This is a genomic window from Brevibacterium sp. GP-SGM9, from assembly GCF_047300845.1.
GTDB lineage: Bacteria > Actinomycetota > Actinomycetes > Actinomycetales > Brevibacteriaceae > Brevibacterium.
Map to the genome: position 1 here is coordinate 2,760,267 of NZ_CP178563.1, position 18,363 is coordinate 2,778,629.

At 67.3% G+C, this 18,363-nt stretch carries 16 protein-coding genes; 13 read left to right on the top strand and 3 right to left on the bottom strand.

What is annotated here, in order from left to right; all coding sequences use genetic code 11:
* Positions 1-117: 117 nt before the first annotated feature.
* Together ACH82I_RS12460 and ACH82I_RS12465 are read left to right on the top strand one after the other, a co-directional pair.
* Complete coding sequence (locus ACH82I_RS12460; RefSeq protein WP_413332989.1) at positions 118-264, top strand: hypothetical protein; 147 nt, start codon at positions 118-120, stop codon at positions 262-264.
* Between the two features lie 59 nt (positions 265-323).
* On the top strand, positions 324-2,336 hold the full coding sequence (locus tag ACH82I_RS12465; protein ID WP_413332991.1) for an NHL domain-containing thioredoxin family protein: 2,013 nt from the start codon (positions 324-326) through the stop codon (positions 2,334-2,336).
* A gap of 79 nt (positions 2,337-2,415) precedes the next feature.
* Here the strand turns inward: ACH82I_RS12465 and ACH82I_RS12470 are convergent, their stop codons facing one another.
* The 3 genes from ACH82I_RS12470 to ACH82I_RS12480 are packed head-to-tail and all read right to left on the bottom strand — an operon-like array spanning position 2,416 to position 6,035.
* Positions 2,416-3,375 carry a hypothetical protein gene (locus tag ACH82I_RS12470; RefSeq protein WP_413332993.1) on the bottom strand — a complete coding sequence of 320 codons (960 nt, stop codon included), beginning with the start codon at positions 3,373-3,375 and terminating at the stop codon, positions 2,416-2,418.
* Positions 3,376-3,434: 59 nt separating this feature from the next.
* Positions 3,435-4,592 (bottom strand): ABC transporter, encoded by a 1,158-nt coding sequence (locus tag ACH82I_RS12475; RefSeq protein ID WP_413332995.1) that lies wholly within the window; start codon positions 4,590-4,592, stop codon positions 3,435-3,437.
* A 6-nt stretch (positions 4,593-4,598) separates the two neighbouring features.
* A complete protein-coding gene (locus ACH82I_RS12480; protein ID WP_413332996.1) occupies positions 4,599-6,035 on the bottom strand; it encodes an LPXTG cell wall anchor domain-containing protein in 1,437 nt (478 codons plus the stop codon).
* A gap of 288 nt (positions 6,036-6,323) precedes the next feature.
* Here ACH82I_RS12480 and dcd point away from each other — a divergent pair, with 288 nt between their 5' ends.
* From dcd to ACH82I_RS12535, 11 genes are all read left to right on the top strand, one after another.
* Positions 6,324-6,902 carry a dCTP deaminase gene (gene dcd / locus ACH82I_RS12485; protein ID WP_230746296.1) on the top strand — a complete coding sequence of 193 codons (579 nt, stop codon included), beginning with the start codon at positions 6,324-6,326 and terminating at the stop codon, positions 6,900-6,902.
* Entirely contained in the window at positions 6,899-8,092 is a 1,194-nt protein-coding gene (locus ACH82I_RS12490) for a hypothetical protein (protein WP_413332998.1), read from the top strand. Before dcd ends, ACH82I_RS12490 begins: the two co-directional genes overlap by 4 nt.
* Before the next feature lie 200 nt (positions 8,093-8,292).
* A complete protein-coding gene (locus ACH82I_RS12495; RefSeq protein WP_413333000.1) occupies positions 8,293-11,337 on the top strand; it encodes a Na+/H+ antiporter subunit A in 3,045 nt (1,014 codons plus the stop codon).
* Complete coding sequence (locus ACH82I_RS12500) at positions 11,334-11,954, top strand: Na(+)/H(+) antiporter subunit C (RefSeq protein WP_413333002.1); 621 nt, start codon at positions 11,334-11,336, stop codon at positions 11,952-11,954. Before ACH82I_RS12495 ends, ACH82I_RS12500 begins: the two co-directional genes overlap by 4 nt.
* On the top strand, positions 11,951-13,534 hold the full coding sequence (locus tag ACH82I_RS12505; RefSeq protein ID WP_413333004.1) for a Na+/H+ antiporter subunit D: 1,584 nt from the start codon (positions 11,951-11,953) through the stop codon (positions 13,532-13,534). Before ACH82I_RS12500 ends, ACH82I_RS12505 begins: the two co-directional genes overlap by 4 nt.
* Positions 13,531-14,118 (top strand): Na+/H+ antiporter subunit E, encoded by a 588-nt coding sequence (locus tag ACH82I_RS12510; protein ID WP_413333006.1) that lies wholly within the window; start codon positions 13,531-13,533, stop codon positions 14,116-14,118. Before ACH82I_RS12505 ends, ACH82I_RS12510 begins: the two co-directional genes overlap by 4 nt.
* On the top strand, positions 14,118-14,885 hold the full coding sequence (locus ACH82I_RS12515; RefSeq protein ID WP_413333008.1) for a monovalent cation/H+ antiporter complex subunit F: 768 nt from the start codon (positions 14,118-14,120) through the stop codon (positions 14,883-14,885). Before ACH82I_RS12510 ends, ACH82I_RS12515 begins: the two co-directional genes overlap by 1 nt.
* Positions 14,882-15,277: a monovalent cation/H(+) antiporter subunit G gene (mnhG, locus tag ACH82I_RS12520; RefSeq protein WP_413333010.1), complete on the top strand. Its 396-nt coding sequence runs from the start codon at positions 14,882-14,884 to the stop codon at positions 15,275-15,277. The genes ACH82I_RS12515 and mnhG overlap by 4 nt, the downstream gene beginning before the upstream one ends.
* A complete protein-coding gene (locus tag ACH82I_RS12525; protein WP_413333012.1) occupies positions 15,267-16,019 on the top strand; it encodes a response regulator transcription factor in 753 nt (250 codons plus the stop codon). Before mnhG ends, ACH82I_RS12525 begins: the two co-directional genes overlap by 11 nt.
* Positions 16,016-17,635, top strand: coding sequence for an ATP-binding protein (locus ACH82I_RS12530; RefSeq protein ID WP_413333014.1), 1,620 nt, complete (start codon positions 16,016-16,018; stop codon positions 17,633-17,635). The genes ACH82I_RS12525 and ACH82I_RS12530 overlap by 4 nt, the downstream gene beginning before the upstream one ends.
* Entirely contained in the window at positions 17,632-18,324 is a 693-nt protein-coding gene (locus tag ACH82I_RS12535; protein WP_413333015.1) for a hypothetical protein, read from the top strand. The genes ACH82I_RS12530 and ACH82I_RS12535 overlap by 4 nt, the downstream gene beginning before the upstream one ends.
* The last annotated feature ends 39 nt before the right edge of the window (positions 18,325-18,363 follow it).

Sequence of the window (18,363 nt, forward strand, 5' to 3'; positions counted from 1 at the left end):
TAGTCTACTCGTTTAGGTGAGCCTTGCCGACATGCGCGGGGTGAGGCCGCGACGGATGCAGCCGCGGTCATCGTCGTCCTCCACGACCTCAATCTCGCCCTGCGCTATGCCGACCGGGTGCTCGTCTTCGGCAACGGCCGCCTCGTCGCCGATGGGCCGCCGCGGCAGGCGCTGAGCGAGGAGCTCGTCGAAGAGGTCTACGGGCAGCGTGTGCGCAGGCTCGAAGCCGCCGGCATCGACACACCGATCCTCGTGCCCGTCTGACGGGTCACATCATGACGCCCGGACTGCCGCCTCGGCGCCGGATCTGAGACCATAGAGCCATGAACTCCAGTCCGCACGAAGCAGCATCGGAAGCCCAGTCGGCTCCGGTGAACTCAGCCGCGACGGCCACCGCCGATCCGCGCCAGGTCAAGGTCCGCGCCCCCGAACTCATCGGCCGTCGGTGGATGAACTCCGGCGGCAAGGAGCTCAGTCTCGCCGACCTGCGCGGCAAGGTCGTCTTGCTCGACTTCTGGACCTTCTGTTGTATCAACTGCCTCCACGTCCTCGACGAGCTGCGACCGCTCGAGGAGAAGTACGGACAGGAACTCGTCATCATCGGCGTCCACTCGCCGAAGTTCGAGTTCGAACGCACCGTCGAGGCCGTCAACCAGGCCGTCGAACGCTACCAGGTCGAACACCTCGTCCTCGACGACCCCGATCTCGTGACCTGGCAGGCCTACACCGCCCGTGCCTGGCCGACCCTGGCCGTCATCGACCCCGAGGGCTACCTCGTCGCCACCCTCTCCGGGGAAGGCCATGCCGCCGGACTCGGCGAGATCATCGAAGGTCTCATCGCCGAGCACTCGGCCAAGGGCACGCTGCACTCGGGGGACGGACCGTACGTGCCGCCGCCGGCCCCGGAGACCGAGCTGTTCTACCCGGGCAAGGTCACCGAGCTGCCCTCGGGCAACCTCCTCGTCGCCGACTCCGGTCACCACAGCCTCGTCGAATACGATGCTGCCGGCCAGGACATCATCCGCCGAATCGGCACCGGTGAGCGCGGAACGAACGACGGCGACTTCGCCACCGCGAGCTTCAGCGAACCCGGTGGCATCACGGTGCTGCCCGCCGATCTCGCCGCCGAAGTCGGCTACCACCTCGTCGTCGCCGACACCGTCAACCACACCCTGCGCGGGATCGATCTCGAGAACGAGACCGTGACGACGATCGCCGGAACCGGCGAGCAGCACATGGTCGGGGCCATCGACAATGTCCTCGGCACACACGGTGAGCTGGGACGATACGACGGCCCGGCCCTCGACGTGAAGCTGTCCTCGCCGTGGGACGTCCTCTTCGCTCCGGCCACCGGCGAGGTGATCGTGGCGATGGCGGGCAACCACACCATCTGGTCCTTCGACCCCGCGGCGGGATCGATCCGCCTGCTCTCGGGCACGATGAACGAGGGCCTGACCGACGGCGACGGGGAGACCTCCTGGTTCGCCCAGTCCTCGGGTCTCGACCTCGGCTCCGAGGGCGAAGTGCTCATCGCCGACTCCGAGACCTCAGCCATCCGCCGCCTCGACCCCGGCACCGGTGAGGTGACGACGCTCGTCGGCGTCGGCCTCTTCGACTTCGGCTTCCGCGACGGACCCGCCACCGATGCCCGGCTCCAGCACCCCTTGGGTGTGGCGACCCTGCCCGACGGGTCGATCGCGATCGCCGACACCTACAACGGGGCGATCCGCCGCTACGACTTCACCACGAACGAGGTCTCCACACTGGCCCGCGGCCTGCGCGAACCCTCGGACATCCTCGTCATCGACGGCGGGGGAGCAGAGGATGCCGGCACCGGCGCGGACGGCGGGGGAGATGCCGATGCCGCCGATGCCGAACTCCTCGTCGTCGAATCCGCCGCCCATGCGCTCACCCGCGTCAGACTCCCCAAGGACGCCCAGCGCGTCGACGAGGGAGCCCTGACGAGCAAGCGGCCGTCGACCGAACTCGCCTCCGGGCCCGTGTCGGTGAGCGTGAGCTTCACCGTTCCCGCCGGTCAGAAGCTCGATGACCGCTGGGGCGACCCCACCTACCTGCAGGTGTCCTCCACGCCTCCGGAACTCATCGTCTCCGGCGGCGGCGGTGCCGAGGGGCTGAGCCGCGATATCGTCATCGATCCCGAGTTCACCTCCGGCGTCCTCCACGTCACCGCGCGGGCCGCCGCCTGCGATGGCGAGCCCGGGGGAGAGATCCCGCTGCACGCGGCCTGCCACCTCTACCAGCAGGACTGGGGCATTCCCGTCGATCTCGTGGATTCGGCGCCGAACGAACTCAGCCTCGACCTCCGCGGCGCCTGAGCCGGAACGTCTCTGAGCGGGACGTCACTGACCTGGTACGTACCGCGGTGCCGTCCGGGACGGCGCCTGATCTGCCCCGCTACTTCACGGACACATCGCCGAGGCGACGCGGTTCGAAGCTCACCTGCGACGCCCTGACCACGACCGAACCGCCGAGGACGAACGACAGAGTCTCGTCGAAGTCGTGTTCGGCGGCGGTGACGATGTCGCGATAGCGGCCCTTGATGCGCACCTCGACGGTGCTCGGGGTGAGCTCGAGATCATTGCCCGAGGCGGTGAGGCTGATCTGCGGCTCACGCGTGAGCGACCACGACACGTCGTCGAGGATCTCATTGTCCGTGTCATAGCCGAACACGCAGCCGGCGGGGTAGAGCGTCGTCGCCTTCACACAGTTCTGCAGGTGCTCGGTGACCTGCTCACTCACGGCCTCCTCGAGCTTTGCCGTCGGCTCGGGCGAGAGCTCGATCTTGGGAGCATCCCCGGGAGCGGTCACCTCGGCGCGTTCGGATTTCGACTTCAGGTACGTCGCGTCGAAGCCGACGAGGTAGGTGGCGGGGAACAGCACGGGCACCTCACCGGCGGCCACGCTGTAGCCGTTGACCGTAGCCGTGGAAGATCCGGAGACCTCGAGGTTGAGCGTCGGCCATTTCTCCTGCTCGATCGCCCACCGGTCGAACAGGCCTGCGCTCGGCGGCAGCTTGACCATCGAGAGTTCGATCGACTGAGTCTGCGAGGACAGGCCGTAGGAGAGCTTGACCGTGGCATGGTCGCCGTCGGTCGAGATCGTCTCGGCCTGCGCGTCCCGGGGCAGATCGGGCGCCGCGGAGAGAACCTCCCGGTTGAGCGCCAGCGTCGACGAGGGCGTCGGTCCGGAGAGGTAGGAGAAGGCGCGTTCGGCATCGCCCTTCTCGATCGCCGCGATGTAGGCCTCGGCCGCGCGGGCAGGGGTGTAGGCGGTGAGATTGAGCAGAGGGACCGCCGCAACCGTGAGCACGACGACGATGAGTGCCGAGATCAGAAGATTGCGGTAGGTTCGCATGGCCTCTCCTGATTCGGTCGGGGATTGAGAGTCGGGGATTTCAGTCTATCCGCCGCGATTCACTCGACCGAATAGGCATGCAGGCACGCAGTGTCGACCTCGACGAAGACGTGGGTGCCGACCCGGACATTGGCCCGGAGTTCGGTGATGGATCCGCCCAGTCCGGGATGGAGGATCCCGAAGCCTGCGCCCCTGCGGGCGGCCGCATGCGCCGAGGTGGTGCTCGGTTCTGCCGCGTCCGGCACCTCAGGTGCCGTGTCGGGCCCGGTGGGTACGGTGTTCGGCACGCTGGGTGCCGGGGCGGGTATCCCGGCGAGGTCCGCGAGGTCGACGTCGAGGGCCAGGCCCATCTCCGTGTCGACCGGGGACAGCTTCGCCTGCAGGCAGGAGCCGCGATCGCGCAGTCCCGTGACGATGGCCTCGAACACCGTCGCCGAGGTGAACGCCTCGTCGTGTTCGTCCAGTGAGAGCAGGGCGGCACGCCACCCGAGGGTGACATAGACCTTGCCGTCGAGCTCGGTGCGGGCCTTGACCGCCGAATGGCCGATCGACAGCCAGCCCTTCCGCGCGAGCCCGGAGTACACATTGACCCCGCTGAGCTCGGCGGGCAGAGAGCCGCGCGGCTCGGTGACGATCTGTTCGAGCGGACCCAGCGCCACGAGTTGGCCCTTCTCGATGTCGGCCACACCCGCCTCGGCGATGGTGTGGTCGGTGAGCGAATTGGAGCTGAAGACGATCCCGCGCCCGCCTCTGGCCGCGAGTTCGGCGAAGCGAGCACGCACTCCGGTGCGCAGATGTCCGGGCACCGCGGCGAAGGGATCGATGAACGTCAGCCACCTCGCCTCGCTCGCCCATGCTGCGGCCAGACACAGTCTGGTCCGCTCGATGGGTTCGAGTGAGGCGAGGCGGCGATGCAGAATCTCGGGTCTGAGTCCGAAGTCACTCAGTGCTCTGACCGATGCCGCCTCCCCAGTTCCGGCATCGGCGTCGCGAAGATAGCTCCTGATCCAGCTGCGCACGCGCAGACGACCCGACCGTGGGTCGGTCGGGAGCTGCGGCGGAGGTGCGACCTCAGACAGGGCACCCACGGACGCCACCACCGAGGCGGTGTCGTCCGGGGTGCCCATGAGTCCGAGCATTGTCCCTGCTCGCAGGCGGCCGAGATCGATCTCGCGCCCGTCGAGCTGCAGCCCCGCAAGGGACAATTCATCGTTCAACGGATCTTAGAACTCCGCAGGATCGTCGGAGGCGGTCATCCGCCGACGAGTGATGATGACGGCGGCCGCACCGACGACGAGGAGGCCTACGCCGAGTGCCATGCCGGTCATCTCGGCACCGGTGCGCGGCAGATCGCTGCTGCTGCCGCTTCCGCTGCCGTTGTTGTCGGAACCAGAACCGGAGCCGTTGCCCCCGTTGCCGCTTTCGTCGACGTCGGTGCCGTTGGTGACGACGGTGAAGCTGCCGCCCTGGGGCTCGTCGAAGCTCTCAGCCTGGGCACGGACATTGTAGGTGCCCAGCACGGCCTTGACCTTAGCCTGGACTCCGAAGGTCGCCTTGCCTTCGTCATCGGCTTCCTTGGTCATCGTGTACCGGTCGACCTTGCCCTGGGCGTGCTCGACGGTGATGGTGATCTTCTCGCCGGGCTTCGCTCCGGTCACGCCGAGCTTGATGCCCTTGTCCAGGAAGTTCTCGGAGCTGATCTCGGTCGGCTCGATGACGAGAGCCTGGGTCGCAGCGGGTGCGGCCTTCTTGTCCTCGTCTTCGCTGCCCGGGCTGGACGACGCGGAGGGATCCTTCGCATCGGAATCCGAGGCGTCGGAGTCATCGGTCTCGGAGGGCGACGGCTTGGCCGCGGGCTCGTCCGTCTCGGACTCCTTGGGGTCGGACTCCTTCGGATCCTCAGTCTTTTTCGGTTCCTCGGTTTCCTTCGGCTCGTCGGTCTTCGAGGGGGACTCGGATGGAGTCTTGCTCGGTTCCTTGGTCTCCGACGGGGTCGGGGAGGCGCTCTTGCTCGGTTCCTTGGTCTCAGACGGAGATTCGGACGGAGTCTTGCTCGGCTCCTCGGTCTTCGACGGAGATTCCGACGGAGTTTCGCTCGGCTCCTCGGACTTCGAGGGGGACTCGGACGGAGTCTCGCTGGGCTCGTCGGTCTCCTTCGGCGGCTTGGCCGGGTTGCAATCTGAACCCTTGCCGGAATCGTCGAGATCGGACTCGTCGGCGACGACCTCGAAGGTGACCTTGGAGGAGTCCTTCTCGGACTTCAGGTCGCTGAGGTAGAGCGAGTACTCACCGACCGGGACCTTGGCTCCCTCGCTGGCGGAGAAGAAGTAGGTGCCGGACACCTTGCCCTTCTCGTCCACGGTGAGCTTGGTCTCCGGGGAGTACTTCGTTCCGTCGGTGCCGACGACCGTCACGGTCGCCTTCTCGTCGGGAGAGAATCCGGTTCCGGAGAATCCGATGCCCTTCTTGCGGTCGGCGATGTCGTCCCTGGTGACCTGCGCCTTCGCGAGGGTCGCCTGAGGGTCCGACTCATCCGGAACCTTGGAATCGGATTCGGAGTCGTCAGATTGCTGTGCGTTGTCATACGCACAGAGAGGGCCTGCCGGGGCCGGAGCGGACTCTGTCGCTGCGAACGCCGGGGCGCCAGCAAGACCTGTCAATGCAACGGCTACTGCGGGGGCAAGCACAAGACGCGAGGTCTTCACAGTAATGCCTTTCGATTGTTGTCTACCCACGAAAGGCGATGGGACTCCCGGCATTCCTTGGCTTAAGAAGGGGAAGGCACCATCGTGCGCGGGTCCGTACAGCTCATTACTCTAAGGCATTCACCGCTGGCAGTGGGGAGACACACTGGGGAATTACAGCTTAATTCGTCGATATTGTTATCGGTTCGTTATATATAACCGGCGTGTCGCGAGCACGTCGAGGTACCGACTACCATCGGATACGTGACTCTCCTCTCCGATCGCGACATCCGCGCCGAGCTCGACTCCGAGCGCATCGTCCTCGAGCCCTATGACCCTTCGCTGATCCAGCCGGCCAGCGTCGATGTGTGCCTCGACCGCTACTTCCGCCTCTTCGACAACCACAAGTATCCGGTCATCGATCCCAGCCTCGAGCAGCCGGAGCTCACCCGCTTCGTCGAGGTCGCCCCCGAGGAGCCCTTCGTGCTCCACCCGGGAGAGTTCGTCCTCGCCTCCACTCATGAGCTGGTGACTCTGCCCGACGACGTCGCGGCCCGACTCGAGGGCAAGTCCTCACTCGGCCGCCTCGGCCTCCTCACCCATTCGACCGCAGGGTTCATCGACCCGGGCTTCAACGGGCATGTGACCCTTGAGCTCTCCAATGTCGCCACCCTGCCGATCACCCTGTGGCCGGGCATGAAGATCGGACAGCTCTGCTTCTTCCGCCTCAGCTCCGCGGCGCTCAACCCCTACGGTTCGCAGGCCACGGGCAACCGCTACCAGGGTCAGCGCGGCCCGACCGCCTCCCGCTCGCACCTCAACTTCTACCGGAGGGCCATGTGATCACTCGCCGCGAACTGCGGCTCCAGCGCGAAGCCGCCGAACGCGAAGCCGCCGAACGCGCGGTCGGCCCCGCGGGCTGCGACGGTGCGGTCAGCCCCGCGGGTGCCGACGGTGCCCTTGCAGGCTCCGTCGAAGGTGCCGCCGACACCGACCGTGCACTCGAAACCGACCCGGCGGCCGACTCCGACCGTGTCGCCGGGGCCCACGTTGCCCCGCGCGCTCCGAGCTCGGGCGCCGCCCCGGACACCACAGCCTCGGCGGAGCTGCGTGGATTCCACCTGCTCCTCCTCGACGCCGAGGTCGAGGTCTCCGATGTCCTCGCCCTCATCCACAACCGGCTGCCCGACATCAGCCCGCGCCTCGATGAGAACGGCCAGCTCAGGCTCACCCGGCACTCACGACTGAGGGCCGGGGCGGATCTCGACGCCGCCACGATCGCCGCCCTCGAGGTCCCGGAATGGGCCCATCATGCCGTGGTCATCGACTGCCCGCGCGATCGCCAGCCCGTCCCGCCGCCGGATTGGTTCGCCGATGCCGACGGACTCCACGAGGCGTTCCCGGCCGGTCTGCCCGACCGGGAGGAGGAGCGGATGCTCACTCTCATCCTCGCCATCGCCTCCCGCCTGCACACCGCCGTCAGACTCGCCGACGAACCCGAGCTGCCGACCCGGGTGATCGTCCCCGACCCCGAGGCGAAAGTCGACCTCTACCTCTACTCGCCCTACTGGCTCGAGCCCGATGTCGCCCTGTCGCTCGTGCGCAGGCATGCGCCGCACGCCTTCCAGCAGTCACTGCCCACTCCCGACGAGGACGTCCTGGCGCAGGCGAGCATCGACGATCCGCTCTTCGATCCCTCGGCCCCGGTGATCCTCGACGGATTCTCCCTGTTCATCCCGCTCGGAGAGATCGACGAGGCGGCCGGTGACATCGAGATCCGCGTGATGGAAGCCGAGTGGGTTCCGCCCATCGTGGCCGCCCACACCGGCATGCCGCAGATCGAATACCACGTGCACTGGATGGACGCCGAGTCCAGGCGGTATCAGCCCTATCCCAACCGACGGTTCCGGCGGATGCGCATCGAGGTGGCTCGTCTCGTCGACGCCATCGGCGCCGAACTCCTCGTCGGCAGCGACGGGGTCGGACTCGACGAGTCGGGATTCCTCGTCACGAGCGCCCAGCTGCGCGACTGAGCAGGGCTTCCCCGCCGAGGCGGTTCACCCGAGCACCGCGACCTCGGCGACACGTCTGTGGTCGGCGCGGATGTGGGCAATCCGACTGCGAAGTTCCGCTCCGTTGATTGGGAGATCGGTGGGCAGTCGTGAGAAAATACCCGTACTGAGTACAATCACGCAACTCTCATAAAAGACGGAGGTGTCCGCCGGTGATAGCGATGACAGGAGCCTTTTTCGGGGTTGCTGTCATTGGGTACCCGTTGGTCAGACTCTTCGGACGCAGCGCCTTCCTCCTGCTGGCTCTCGTCCCCTTCGCCGGGCTCCTGCTCAGCCTCTCCGCCGTCCCCGGTCTCTTCGATGCGAACCCGACGGTCTGGACCGAAAGTCTTAACTGGCTGCCGGCCCTCGGACTCGAGGGGACCTTCCGACTCGACGTGCTCTCCTGGATCATGTCGCTGCTCGTCACCGGCGTCGGTGCACTCGTCTTCGTCTACTGCGCCCGCTACTTCCCGGCCGACGAACCCGGCCTCGCCCGCTTCGCGGGCATCTTCATGGCCTTCGCGGGAATGATGTACGGACTCGTCGTCGCCGACGAGCTCCTCATGCTCTACCTGTTCTGGGAAGGCACAACCGTCTTCTCCTACCTGCTCATCGGGCACAGCCAGTCCCGACGCCGCTCCCGCCAGGCGGCGCTGCAGGCGCTCATCGTCACCACCGCCGGCGGGCTCGCGATGCTTGTGGGCATGATCCTGCTCATCTCGGTCACCGGCACCGGCCGGATCTCGGCGCTGGTCGAACGCGCCCAGCTGGGCATGGACACCGGGCCGGTGATCATCACCGCGGTGATCCTCATCCTCGTCGGTGCGATCTCGAAGTCCGCCCTGCTGCCCTTCCACTTCTGGTTGCCCGGCGCCATGGCCGCACCGACCCCGGTCAGCGCGTATCTGCACGCGGCCGCCATGGTCAAGGCCGGAATCTACCTCGTGCTGCGACTGGCACCCGGGTATCACAACTTGCCCGGCTGGACAGAGGTCCTGCTCACCCTGGGCCTTGTCACCATGTTCATCGGCGGGTGGCAGGCACTCAAGCAGACCGACCTCAAGCTGCTGCTGGCCTTCGGCACGGTCTCCCAGCTCGGCTTCCTCACGACGATGGCCTCCTTCGGCACCCCCGACATCACGAAGGCCGCTCTGGCGATGCTCATCGCCCACGCCCTGTTCAAGGCCTGCCTGTTCCTGTGCGTGGGCATCATCGACCACCGTGCCGGCACCCGTGACCTGACGAAGCTCTCCGGCGGTTGGCGGGCCTTCCCCGTCGTCGCCGTGTGCGCGACCGTCGCCGCCGCCTCGATGGCAGGACTGCCGCCGACCTTCGGCTTCGTCGCCAAGGAAGCCGTCTACTCGACGCTGCTCGAATCCGCGGACAAGACCTCGATCATCGCGCTCATCGGAATCATGATCGGCTCGATGCTCACCGTCGCCTACTCGGCCCGGTTCGTGTGGGGCGCGTTCTCCTCGAAGCCCGGAGTCGACGACATCGCCCGTCGCGACGAGAAGCTCATCCTCGTCGTCTCGCCGATCGCCCTGACCGCGCTCACCCTCGTCCTCGGACCCGGAGCCCGCCTCGTCGACGGCTACTTCGAGGCCTGGACCTCGACCCTGCCGATCATCGACCCCGCCGACGGCCACTACTACCTGGCGATCTGGCACGGACTCGAACCCGCACTCGCGCTCTCGGCGGTCACGATCGCCGTCGGCATCGGGCTCTTCGTGCTGCGCGCCCCGTTCGCGCGGGTCCAGTCCACCCTGCCGTCGGGGATCGACTTCCACAACCTCTACCGCAGGCTCATCGGGTGGACCGAGGCCCTGGCCCTGTGGGTCACCTCGCGCACCCAGCGCGGTTCGCTGCCCTTCTACCAGAGCGTGATCTACCTCGTCCTCGTCGGCGGAGTCGGTCTGGCCGTCATCGTCAACGACTCGTGGAACATCCGCTTCCACCTCTCGGACACCCCGCTCGACTTCATCGTCGCGATCGTGCTCATCATCGTCGCGATCTCGGCGACCCGCGCGAAGAAGCGCTTCACCGCCGTCGTCGTCACCGGCATCTCCGGCTACGCGATGGTCGCCTACTTCGCCTTCGCCGGTGCCCCCGACCTCGCGCTCACGCAGGTCCTCGTCGAGACCATCACGATCGTCGTCTTCGTCCTCGTCCTCCGCAGACTCCCGGCCCGCATCGGACAGAGCACCGGCCGCTTCACCCCTGCCTGGCGTGCCATCATCGGCGGCGCCGTCGGTGTGACGATGATGCTCGTCGTCCTCATCGCCGCCGGTGTCCGGGTGGCCGAACCGGTCTCCGTGGACTTCGGACAGCTGGCCTACGAACTCGGCCACGGCAAGAACATCGTCAACGTCACCCTCGTCGACATGCGCGCCTGGGACACCCTCGGCGAGATCTCCGTGCTCGTGGCCGCGGGCACAGGCATCGCCGGCCTCATCTTCGTCCGCGGTCGCGAAGGCCACCTCCACCGCTACCTGAACAAACGCGACGGCTCCGAGACGCAGGGGCGGGTCCGCTTCCAGCCGGTCCCCGAGGACGTCGGCTACTTCCACGGGCCCGAACGTGAGGATCTCTCCCAGCGCCGCGTGTCCTGGCTCATCGCCGGCCGCACCCTGGCCCCCCGCAACCGCTCGATCATCCTCGAGGTCACCGCCCGACTGGTCTTCCACGCGGTGCTCATCTTCGCGGTCTACCTCCTCTTCGCCGGCCACAATGAGCCCGGCGGCGGCTTCGCCGGTGGACTCGTGGCCGGTCTGGCGCTGGTCGTGCGGTATCTGGCCGGCGGCAAGTACGAACTCGCCGAGGCGGCCAACTTCACCCCCTCGGGTCTGCTGGGCACCGGGCTGATCATGGCCGTGCTCACGGCCGTGGGCGGCTGGTTCTGGGGCGACACCGTGTTCAAGTCCGTCTACCTCGAGGGCGATGTTCCGCTGCTCGGGCACCTGTCGTTCGGCACCTCGACCTTCTTCGACATCGGCGTCTTCCTCATCGTCGTCGGCCTCATGCTCGACATCCTCCGCTCCCTGGGCGCCGAGGTGGATCTGCACCAGGAGCGCGACGAGATGATGCTGACCTCCCGGCTCAACGAGTCCTACAACCTCTCCGAGAACTTCAGCGCCGACGCCGAACACGAGGCCGTCTCCGAGATCCTCGATCGAGTCAACAACCTCGACGTCGACAACGGTGCGGAAGGAGGCCGCCTATGAGCATGCCCTTCATCATGGTGCTCGCGATGGGCGTCCTCTTCGCCTCCGGCATCTACCTCATGCTCGAGCGGTCCCTGACCCGCGTGCTGCTCGGATTCATCCTGCTCGGCAACGGGGCCAACCTCCTCCTCATCCTCACCGCCGGCAAAGGCTCATCGCCGCTGACCGACGGCAAGCACCTCTCGACGGCCGGCATGTCCGATCCGCTGCCGCAGGCGCTCATCCTCACCGCTATCGTCATCACCTTCGCAGTGACCGCATTCCTGCTCGCCATGATCTACCGGTCCTGGCGCCTGGTACGCGCCGACTCCCTGCAGGACGATGCCGCCGACCTCCAGGTCGCGATCACGAAGATAATCGATTCCGAGGCCGAGGCGAGCACGGACTACGACGACACCGAGTTCGGTGACGAAGCGGAGAGCCCGATCACCGGCGCCGTCGACCTCGACGACGACGGCACCCCGAAGGAACGCGACGCCGAGGTCGACGACCCACCGGCGGACCATGCCCACGACCGGGAGCGCAGCGATCCGGGGGGCGGGCCCCGGAGCACCGCCTCGGCGGGGGATGCAGACGATGACGAGGACGGCACGACCGAGACGGAGGAGAAGCGATGATCGACATCCTCCCCACCCTCGTGCCGCTGCCGGTGCTGCTGCCGCTCATCGGCGCGGGCCTGGCCCTCGTGCTCTCGAAGCATTCGCGGGCGCAGAACCTCGTATCGATCCTGACCCTGTCCGCGGTGATGATCATCGCCTTCATCCTCCTCTTCGGCGTCGACAGCAACGGCCCGCAGGTCGTGGCGATCGGCGGGTGGCAGCCGCCGGTGGGCATCGTGCTCGTCGCCGACCGACTCTCCGCTCTCATGCTCGTCGTGTCCTCCCTGGTCACCCTGTGCGTGCTCGTCTACGCCCTGAGCCAGGACGCGAACGACGACTCGAACGAGACCCCGATCTCCGTGTTCAACCCCAGCTACTTGGTGCTGTGTGCGGGTGTCGCCAACGCCTTCCTCGCCGGTGACCTGTTCAATCTCTACGTGGGCTTCGAGATGTTCCTCCTCGCCTCCTACGTGCTGCTCACACTGGGTGCGACCGCCGAGCGGATCCGCGCGGGCGTGACCTACGTCGTCATCTCGCTCGTGTCCTCGGTCATCTTCCTCACCGCGATCGGCATCATCTACGCCGCGACCGGGACCGTGAACATGGCCCAGCTGTCCGAGCGGATCGGTGACCTGCCCGCGGACGTCCAGATGATCCTCCACGTCCTGCTCCTGCTCGGCTTCGGCATCAAGGCCGCGATCTTCCCGCTGTCCTTCTGGCTGCCCGACTCCTACCCGACCGCACCGGCCCCGGTGACCGCGGTCTTCGCGGGGCTGCTGACGAAGGTCGGCATCTATGCGATCATCCGCACCGAGACCCTGCTGTTCGCCGAATCCTCTCTGCGGGTTCCGCTGCTGATAGCGGCGGCGCTGACGATGCTCATCGGCATCCTCGGCGCGATCGCGCAGTCGGAGATCAAGAGGATCGTCTCGTTCACCCTCGTCTCCCATATCGGCTACATGCTCTTCGGCGTGGCCTTGGGGACGAGTGTCGGCCTGTCCGCGGCGATCTACTACACGGTCCACCACATCATCGTCCAGACCGCACTGTTCCTGGCCATCGGCATGGTCGAAATGCGCGGCGGCTCGACGTCGACGAGATCCCTCGGCGGGCTCATGGTGCTCTCGCCGGCGCTGTCGATCATCTTCTTCATCCCTGCCCTCAACCTCTCGGGCATTCCGCCCTTCTCCGGGTTCATCGGCAAGGTCGCGCTCTTCGCCGCCGGCTTCTCCGATCACGACTGGCTGGCGATCTCGCTCATCGTCGCCGGCACCCTGACCAGCCTGCTCACGCTCTACGTCATCGGCCGCACATTCAACCTCGCGTTCTGGCGGGACCCCGCCGACGCCGAGGAGCCCAATGAGGGGCTCGTCAGCGAGTTCAGCGAACGCAAGAAGACGCTGCTGGCGGGCAAGACCTGGAAGTCGCAGATCGGCGTGCCCGGTCCGATGGTCGCCGCCACCTCGGCGGTGGTGCTCGCCTCGATCATCCTCACGATCGGCGCCGCACCCCTGTGGGACCTGTCGAACCGGGCGGCGGACAATCTGCAGACGCCGATCAACTATGTCTCGACGGTCCTCGGCGGTGATGACTCATGAGCCCGAACCGACCGCGGATGACCAAGGGCAGAAGCTTCGTCCAGCAGCTCGTGCTGGTCTTCTTCCTCGTGCTGCTGTGGGTGATGCTCTGGGATTCCGTGTCCCTGCTCTCGATCCTCACCGGAGTCATCCTCGCCCTCGTCGTCACCCGCGTCTTCTACCTTCCCCCGGTCGTGCTCTCCGGCCGGTTCAACATCATGCATGCCGCCGTCTTCGGACTGTGGTTCGTCTACTCGCTCGTCCACGCCTCGGTGGAGGTGGCCTGGTTCGCGTTCCGACGCCGCGCCGTCGGAGCCGGGTCGGTCATCGCCTGCGACCTGCGCACGAGCTCCGATCTGCTGATGACCCTGGTCGCCGACACCGCCAGCCTCATCCCCGGTTCGATCATCATCGACAGCGACCGGGCGCTGGGCATCCTCTACCTCCACGTCCTCGACTGCGACTCGGAGGAGAAGATCCGCACCGCGAAGGCTCAGGTCTACCACATCGAGGAGCTGCTGATCAGGGCGCTGGGCTCCCACCGCGACCTTGCGGCGCTGCGGGCGATCCCCGACCCGATGCACCAGAACGGAGGTGAGGGTTGATGAGCCAGATCGTCCTCGACGTCCTCATCGTCGCTGCCTCGGTGCTGCTGGCCGCCTCGGCGGTCATGGCCCTCTACCGCATCGTCCGAGGACCCTCGATCCTCGACCGCATGATCGCCACCGACGTCGTGCTCGCCTCGATCATGTGCGGCCTCGGCGGGTACATGGCCCTGTCCGGCCGCACGGATCTGCTCCCGGTGCTCATCGTGCTCGCGATGCTCGGCTTCGTCGGCTCCGTGAGCGTGTCCCGGTACGTGTCCAAGTCCGATTCCATGACCCCCGGCGCCGAGGCGGGCGCGCTGAGCGACTTCTCCGCCTCGGACTGGCATATGCCCAAGTCCTCCGACGAGGCGGGGTCGGGGTCCGGGGCGGGCGCTGGGTCGTCGGCGAGCTCGGGTGCCGCGACCGATTCCGATGCCTGGCCCGATGACGTGGCCCGGGGCATCGCGAATGTCGCCGACGGTCCCGAGGCGGTGACCGTGCGCGATGAGGAGCCCGTGGTCGGGCTCGACAGCGGATCCGATCCGGAGCCGGCCGACGCACACGAAGCGGAACCGGCGGACGCGGACGAAGCGGAGCTCGGCACCGAATCCGAGGCGGTGGCCGCACATCCGGCGGGGGAGGATTCCGCGCCGAAGCGTGAGGAAGAGCCCTTCGACGAACACGCCGACGTCGACGGAGAGGGGCTGGGCACCGGTCCCGACCCGGGACCCGCCGACGCCGACGACGGCCCGGGCGACTCGGACGAGGGAAGGGGAGCACCATGATCCTCGACATCATCTCAGCAGTGCTGATCCTCCTCGGCGGGGTCCTGTCCCTGGCCGCCGCACTCGGTCTGCTGCGCTTCGGGGACCTGCTCTCACGCATGCACGCGAGTGCGAAGCCCCAGGTCCTGGGGCTGCTGATGGTCGCGCTCGCGATTGCGATCCAATTCCCGACCTGGGCCACGGTGACCACGCTGGCCATCGTCATCTCCTTCCAGCTGGTGACGATTCCGGTGGCCACGCACATGGTCGGTCGTGCCGGATATCGCACCAAGCACCTGCGTCGTTCTATGCTGTATCGAGATGAACTCGCCGAGGCGGTCGACCGAGCCGAGGCCAGGGAGCTCGCCTGGGAGCGACAGAGAGGAACCGGAACGGACCACCATGACGGCTGAGAATCAGAACGATCCCCAACCCCTGGTCCTGGTCGCCGATGACGAACCCGATGTGCTCGGCGCGGTGGTTCCCTTCCTCGAGAGATCCGGATTCCGGGTGCTGGCCGCCAGCGACGGGCTGCTCGCACTCGACGAGATCCACCGGCACAAACCCGATGTCTGCGTCCTCGACGTGCTCATGCCCGGTGCCGACGGTCGGCAGGTGCTCAGGCGTCTGCGGCAGGAGGAGAACTGGGTTCCCGTCCTCCTGCTGACTCAGGTCGGCGAGGGTGTCGAACGGGCCATGGCGCTCGAAGAGGGCGCCGATGACTATCTCAACAAGCCCTTCGACCCGCATGAGCTGGTCGCCCGCATCCGAGCGGTGCTGCGCCGGACCCGCAATGACGGTCCGCCCCTGGCCACGGCTCCCGTGCTCGTCTCCAGCTTCGGCCTGCGCTTGGACCGAGTGGGCCGTCGCGCCTGGCTGGGCCAGCGCGAACTCGTCGTCACTCCCAAGGGCTTCACCCTGCTGGAGTACCTCATGGTGCACAAGGACGAACTCATCGAACGCTCCCGCCTGCTCGAGGTGCTGTGGGGATTCGAAGAGGCCGTGGGCACCCGCGCCGTCGACTCCCGCGTTGCCGAACTGCGCCGGGTCCTCGGCGAGGACGCCGCCGAACCTCGGTGGATCGCCACCGTGCAGGGCCGCGGCTACCGATTCGTCGGTGAGGTCCGCGGCGAGGATCGGCAGCGGAGCCTATGACGAACTTCCTGGTCATCGAGGTCCAGATCTGGCTGTTCCTCCTGCTCCTGTTCCTTGTCTTGGCGGGGTTGGCCGTGGCCGCCTGGTTCGGCTGGCGATATCTGAAGAAGCGCGAGGCCCGGCAGCGTGAGTCGATCGAGTCCGCGGCCGCCGAGGACTCGCTGGCCAAACGCAACCGGATGCTCATCCGCCTCGACCACGAGCTGAAGAATCCCCTCACCGCGTTGCGCACCTCCGCGGCGAGCATCCGCGAGGTCGTCCGCGACGGGGGCACCATCACCGAGGTGGAGCCCTCCGCCAAACAGGTCGACGTCTCCTCCCGGCGGGTGGCCCGCCTGCTGGCAGATCTGCGCAAGCTCGCCGATGTCGAGACCCGCATCATCGAATATGCCCGCGTCGACCTCGACGCGCTCATCCATCAGGCCGTCGAGGACGCCTCGACCGCACCCGGTGCCGAGGATCGGATGATCGTGGCCACCGTCGCCCGCGCACCCTGGCGTCTGCCCGATGTCGCCGGTGAGGAAGATCTGCTGCTGACCGCGATCCTCAACCTCCTCGGCAACGCCCTGAAGTACTCCTCGCAGGCCGAGGTCGTCGAGCTGCGCGCCAACGAGCAGATCATCGACGGCCACCGTTGGGTCGTCGTCGAGGTCGCCGACACCGGCAGCGGCATCCCGCTGGCCGAGCAGGAAGGTGTGTGGGACGAACTCTCCCGCGGCTCCCGCGTGCGTGCGGTCGCCGGGTCCGGCATGGGCCTGTCCCTCGTCCGCGCCATCGTCACCCGCCACGGCGGTTCGGTGCAGCTGTTCAGCCAAGAGGGTGTGGGCACCTCGGTGCGCATGGTCCTGCCCGTGCTCGGCGATGCCGCACAGGTCACCGTGCCGCAGATGGGCGAGCACATGGACCGGGTGGCGGCCGGCTCGCATCCCGTGCAGCCGGTGCAGCTGCCCGATTCGCGGCAGTCCCCGGGATTCCTCCCGCCGAGGCAGCCGAGCGAAGACGAACTCCAGGGCCGGATCCTCGGCACGCCGAGGCGGACCTCGAAGCGCCGGCTCGAACGCGTCGACGGCAACCTCGTCCACCGCTCGACCGGAGAATCGGTCTCCGGCGGGTTCCCACCCGATTCCGGTCAGCATTCGCAGTTCAAACCGGGCCCCGGCGTGCCGCGCGGCAACGGATACCCCGGCGGTCAGCCGAACGGACCCAACACCGGCGGGCAGCAGCCGAACGGCCCGCAGTCGGGTGGGCAGGGTCCGTCGGGTCCGCAGACCGGTGGCCAGCAGCCGAACGGTCCGCACACCGGCGGACAACAGCCGAACGGGCAGCAGCCGAGCCATGCGGCTCCGCAGCAGCCGTACCAGCAGAATTCGGCTCCGCCCGAGCCCAGCCAGCCTCAGGCTGGTCAATACCAATCCGGCCATCCTCAATCCGGCCAGACCCAGGCTGGCCAGCCCCAATCTGCGCCGCACCAATCCGGGCAGCCCCAGTCCGGCCCGCAGCCGCCTCAACCGCAGCAGTGGCCGCCTCCGCCGCAGTCCGGTCCGCCTGCCGCTCCTGAGTCCGAGCCGCAGTACCCGAGGCGCCGTGACCTGCGGTCGAGGGACGACTCCCAGTGACCGGTGCTCGCTCCCTCCGTGCCCTGGCGGCAGGAACGATCGTCCTCGGCTTCGGGTTGAGCGGCTGCTCGGCCCTGCAGATCCACACCGCTGAGAAGGATGCGGCTCCGGTCAGGGTCGCCGTCCAGGATCAGCCCGGGAGCGAGCCGACGGCCGAACCCACCAAGGGCGGGGTCCCCGAGGGGATGACTATGGAGACGATCAACCTCGGCGCCGCCTGCCCAGTCGAGATCGGATTCGCCCTGGGCGGAGACTGGACGGCCGGGTCCAGCAGCGAACAGTTCCACGTGTACTCACGGGGGACCTCGGTGACCGAGAGCGACATGATCATCATCAGCTGCAACGAAGCCTATGACGACAGTGCCCAGGCCGTCGTCGACGGGAAGAAGAACTACGCGTTCTCCGAGAAGGACTCGCAGGTCCAGGCCGAACGGATGGGCACGATCACGGCGGGAACCTTCTGGAGCTACCAGGGCGTGCTCGGGCCGACCGAGATCCTCTCCATCAACCAGAGGCCCACGGCCATGTACGGAACCCAGCTCGGCTACAAGGTCAACGGCCGCCTCGTCAACATCTCCATCGAGATGCGGGCGCTGGAGACGAACACGAAGGCGACCGAGGAGTTCAAGCAGATGCTGCCGACTCTCGAGGTCGAGGGGGAACGGGTCCCGACCCCGCAGTTCAAATAGAGTCAGGTGCGCATCGCCCCGGGGAATCTAGGATGGGGA

Coding starts and splice junctions, on each gene's coding strand:
- ACH82I_RS12470 (WP_413332993.1), bottom strand. CDS start 3,375: ATGCGAACCTACCGCAATCTTCTGATCTCGGCACTCATCGTCGTCGTG.
- ACH82I_RS12530 (WP_413333014.1), top strand. CDS start 16,016: ATGACGAACTTCCTGGTCATCGAGGTCCAGATCTGGCTGTTCCTCCTG.
- ACH82I_RS12500 (WP_413333002.1), top strand. CDS start 11,334: ATGAGCATGCCCTTCATCATGGTGCTCGCGATGGGCGTCCTCTTCGCC.
- ACH82I_RS12505 (WP_413333004.1), top strand. CDS start 11,951: ATGATCGACATCCTCCCCACCCTCGTGCCGCTGCCGGTGCTGCTGCCG.
- ACH82I_RS12515 (WP_413333008.1), top strand. CDS start 14,118: ATGAGCCAGATCGTCCTCGACGTCCTCATCGTCGCTGCCTCGGTGCTG.
- ACH82I_RS12495 (WP_413333000.1), top strand. CDS start 8,293: ATGACAGGAGCCTTTTTCGGGGTTGCTGTCATTGGGTACCCGTTGGTC.
- ACH82I_RS12525 (WP_413333012.1), top strand. CDS start 15,267: ATGACGGCTGAGAATCAGAACGATCCCCAACCCCTGGTCCTGGTCGCC.
- mnhG (WP_413333010.1), top strand. CDS start 14,882: ATGATCCTCGACATCATCTCAGCAGTGCTGATCCTCCTCGGCGGGGTC.
- ACH82I_RS12465 (WP_413332991.1), top strand. CDS start 324: ATGAACTCCAGTCCGCACGAAGCAGCATCGGAAGCCCAGTCGGCTCCG.
- ACH82I_RS12510 (WP_413333006.1), top strand. CDS start 13,531: ATGAGCCCGAACCGACCGCGGATGACCAAGGGCAGAAGCTTCGTCCAG.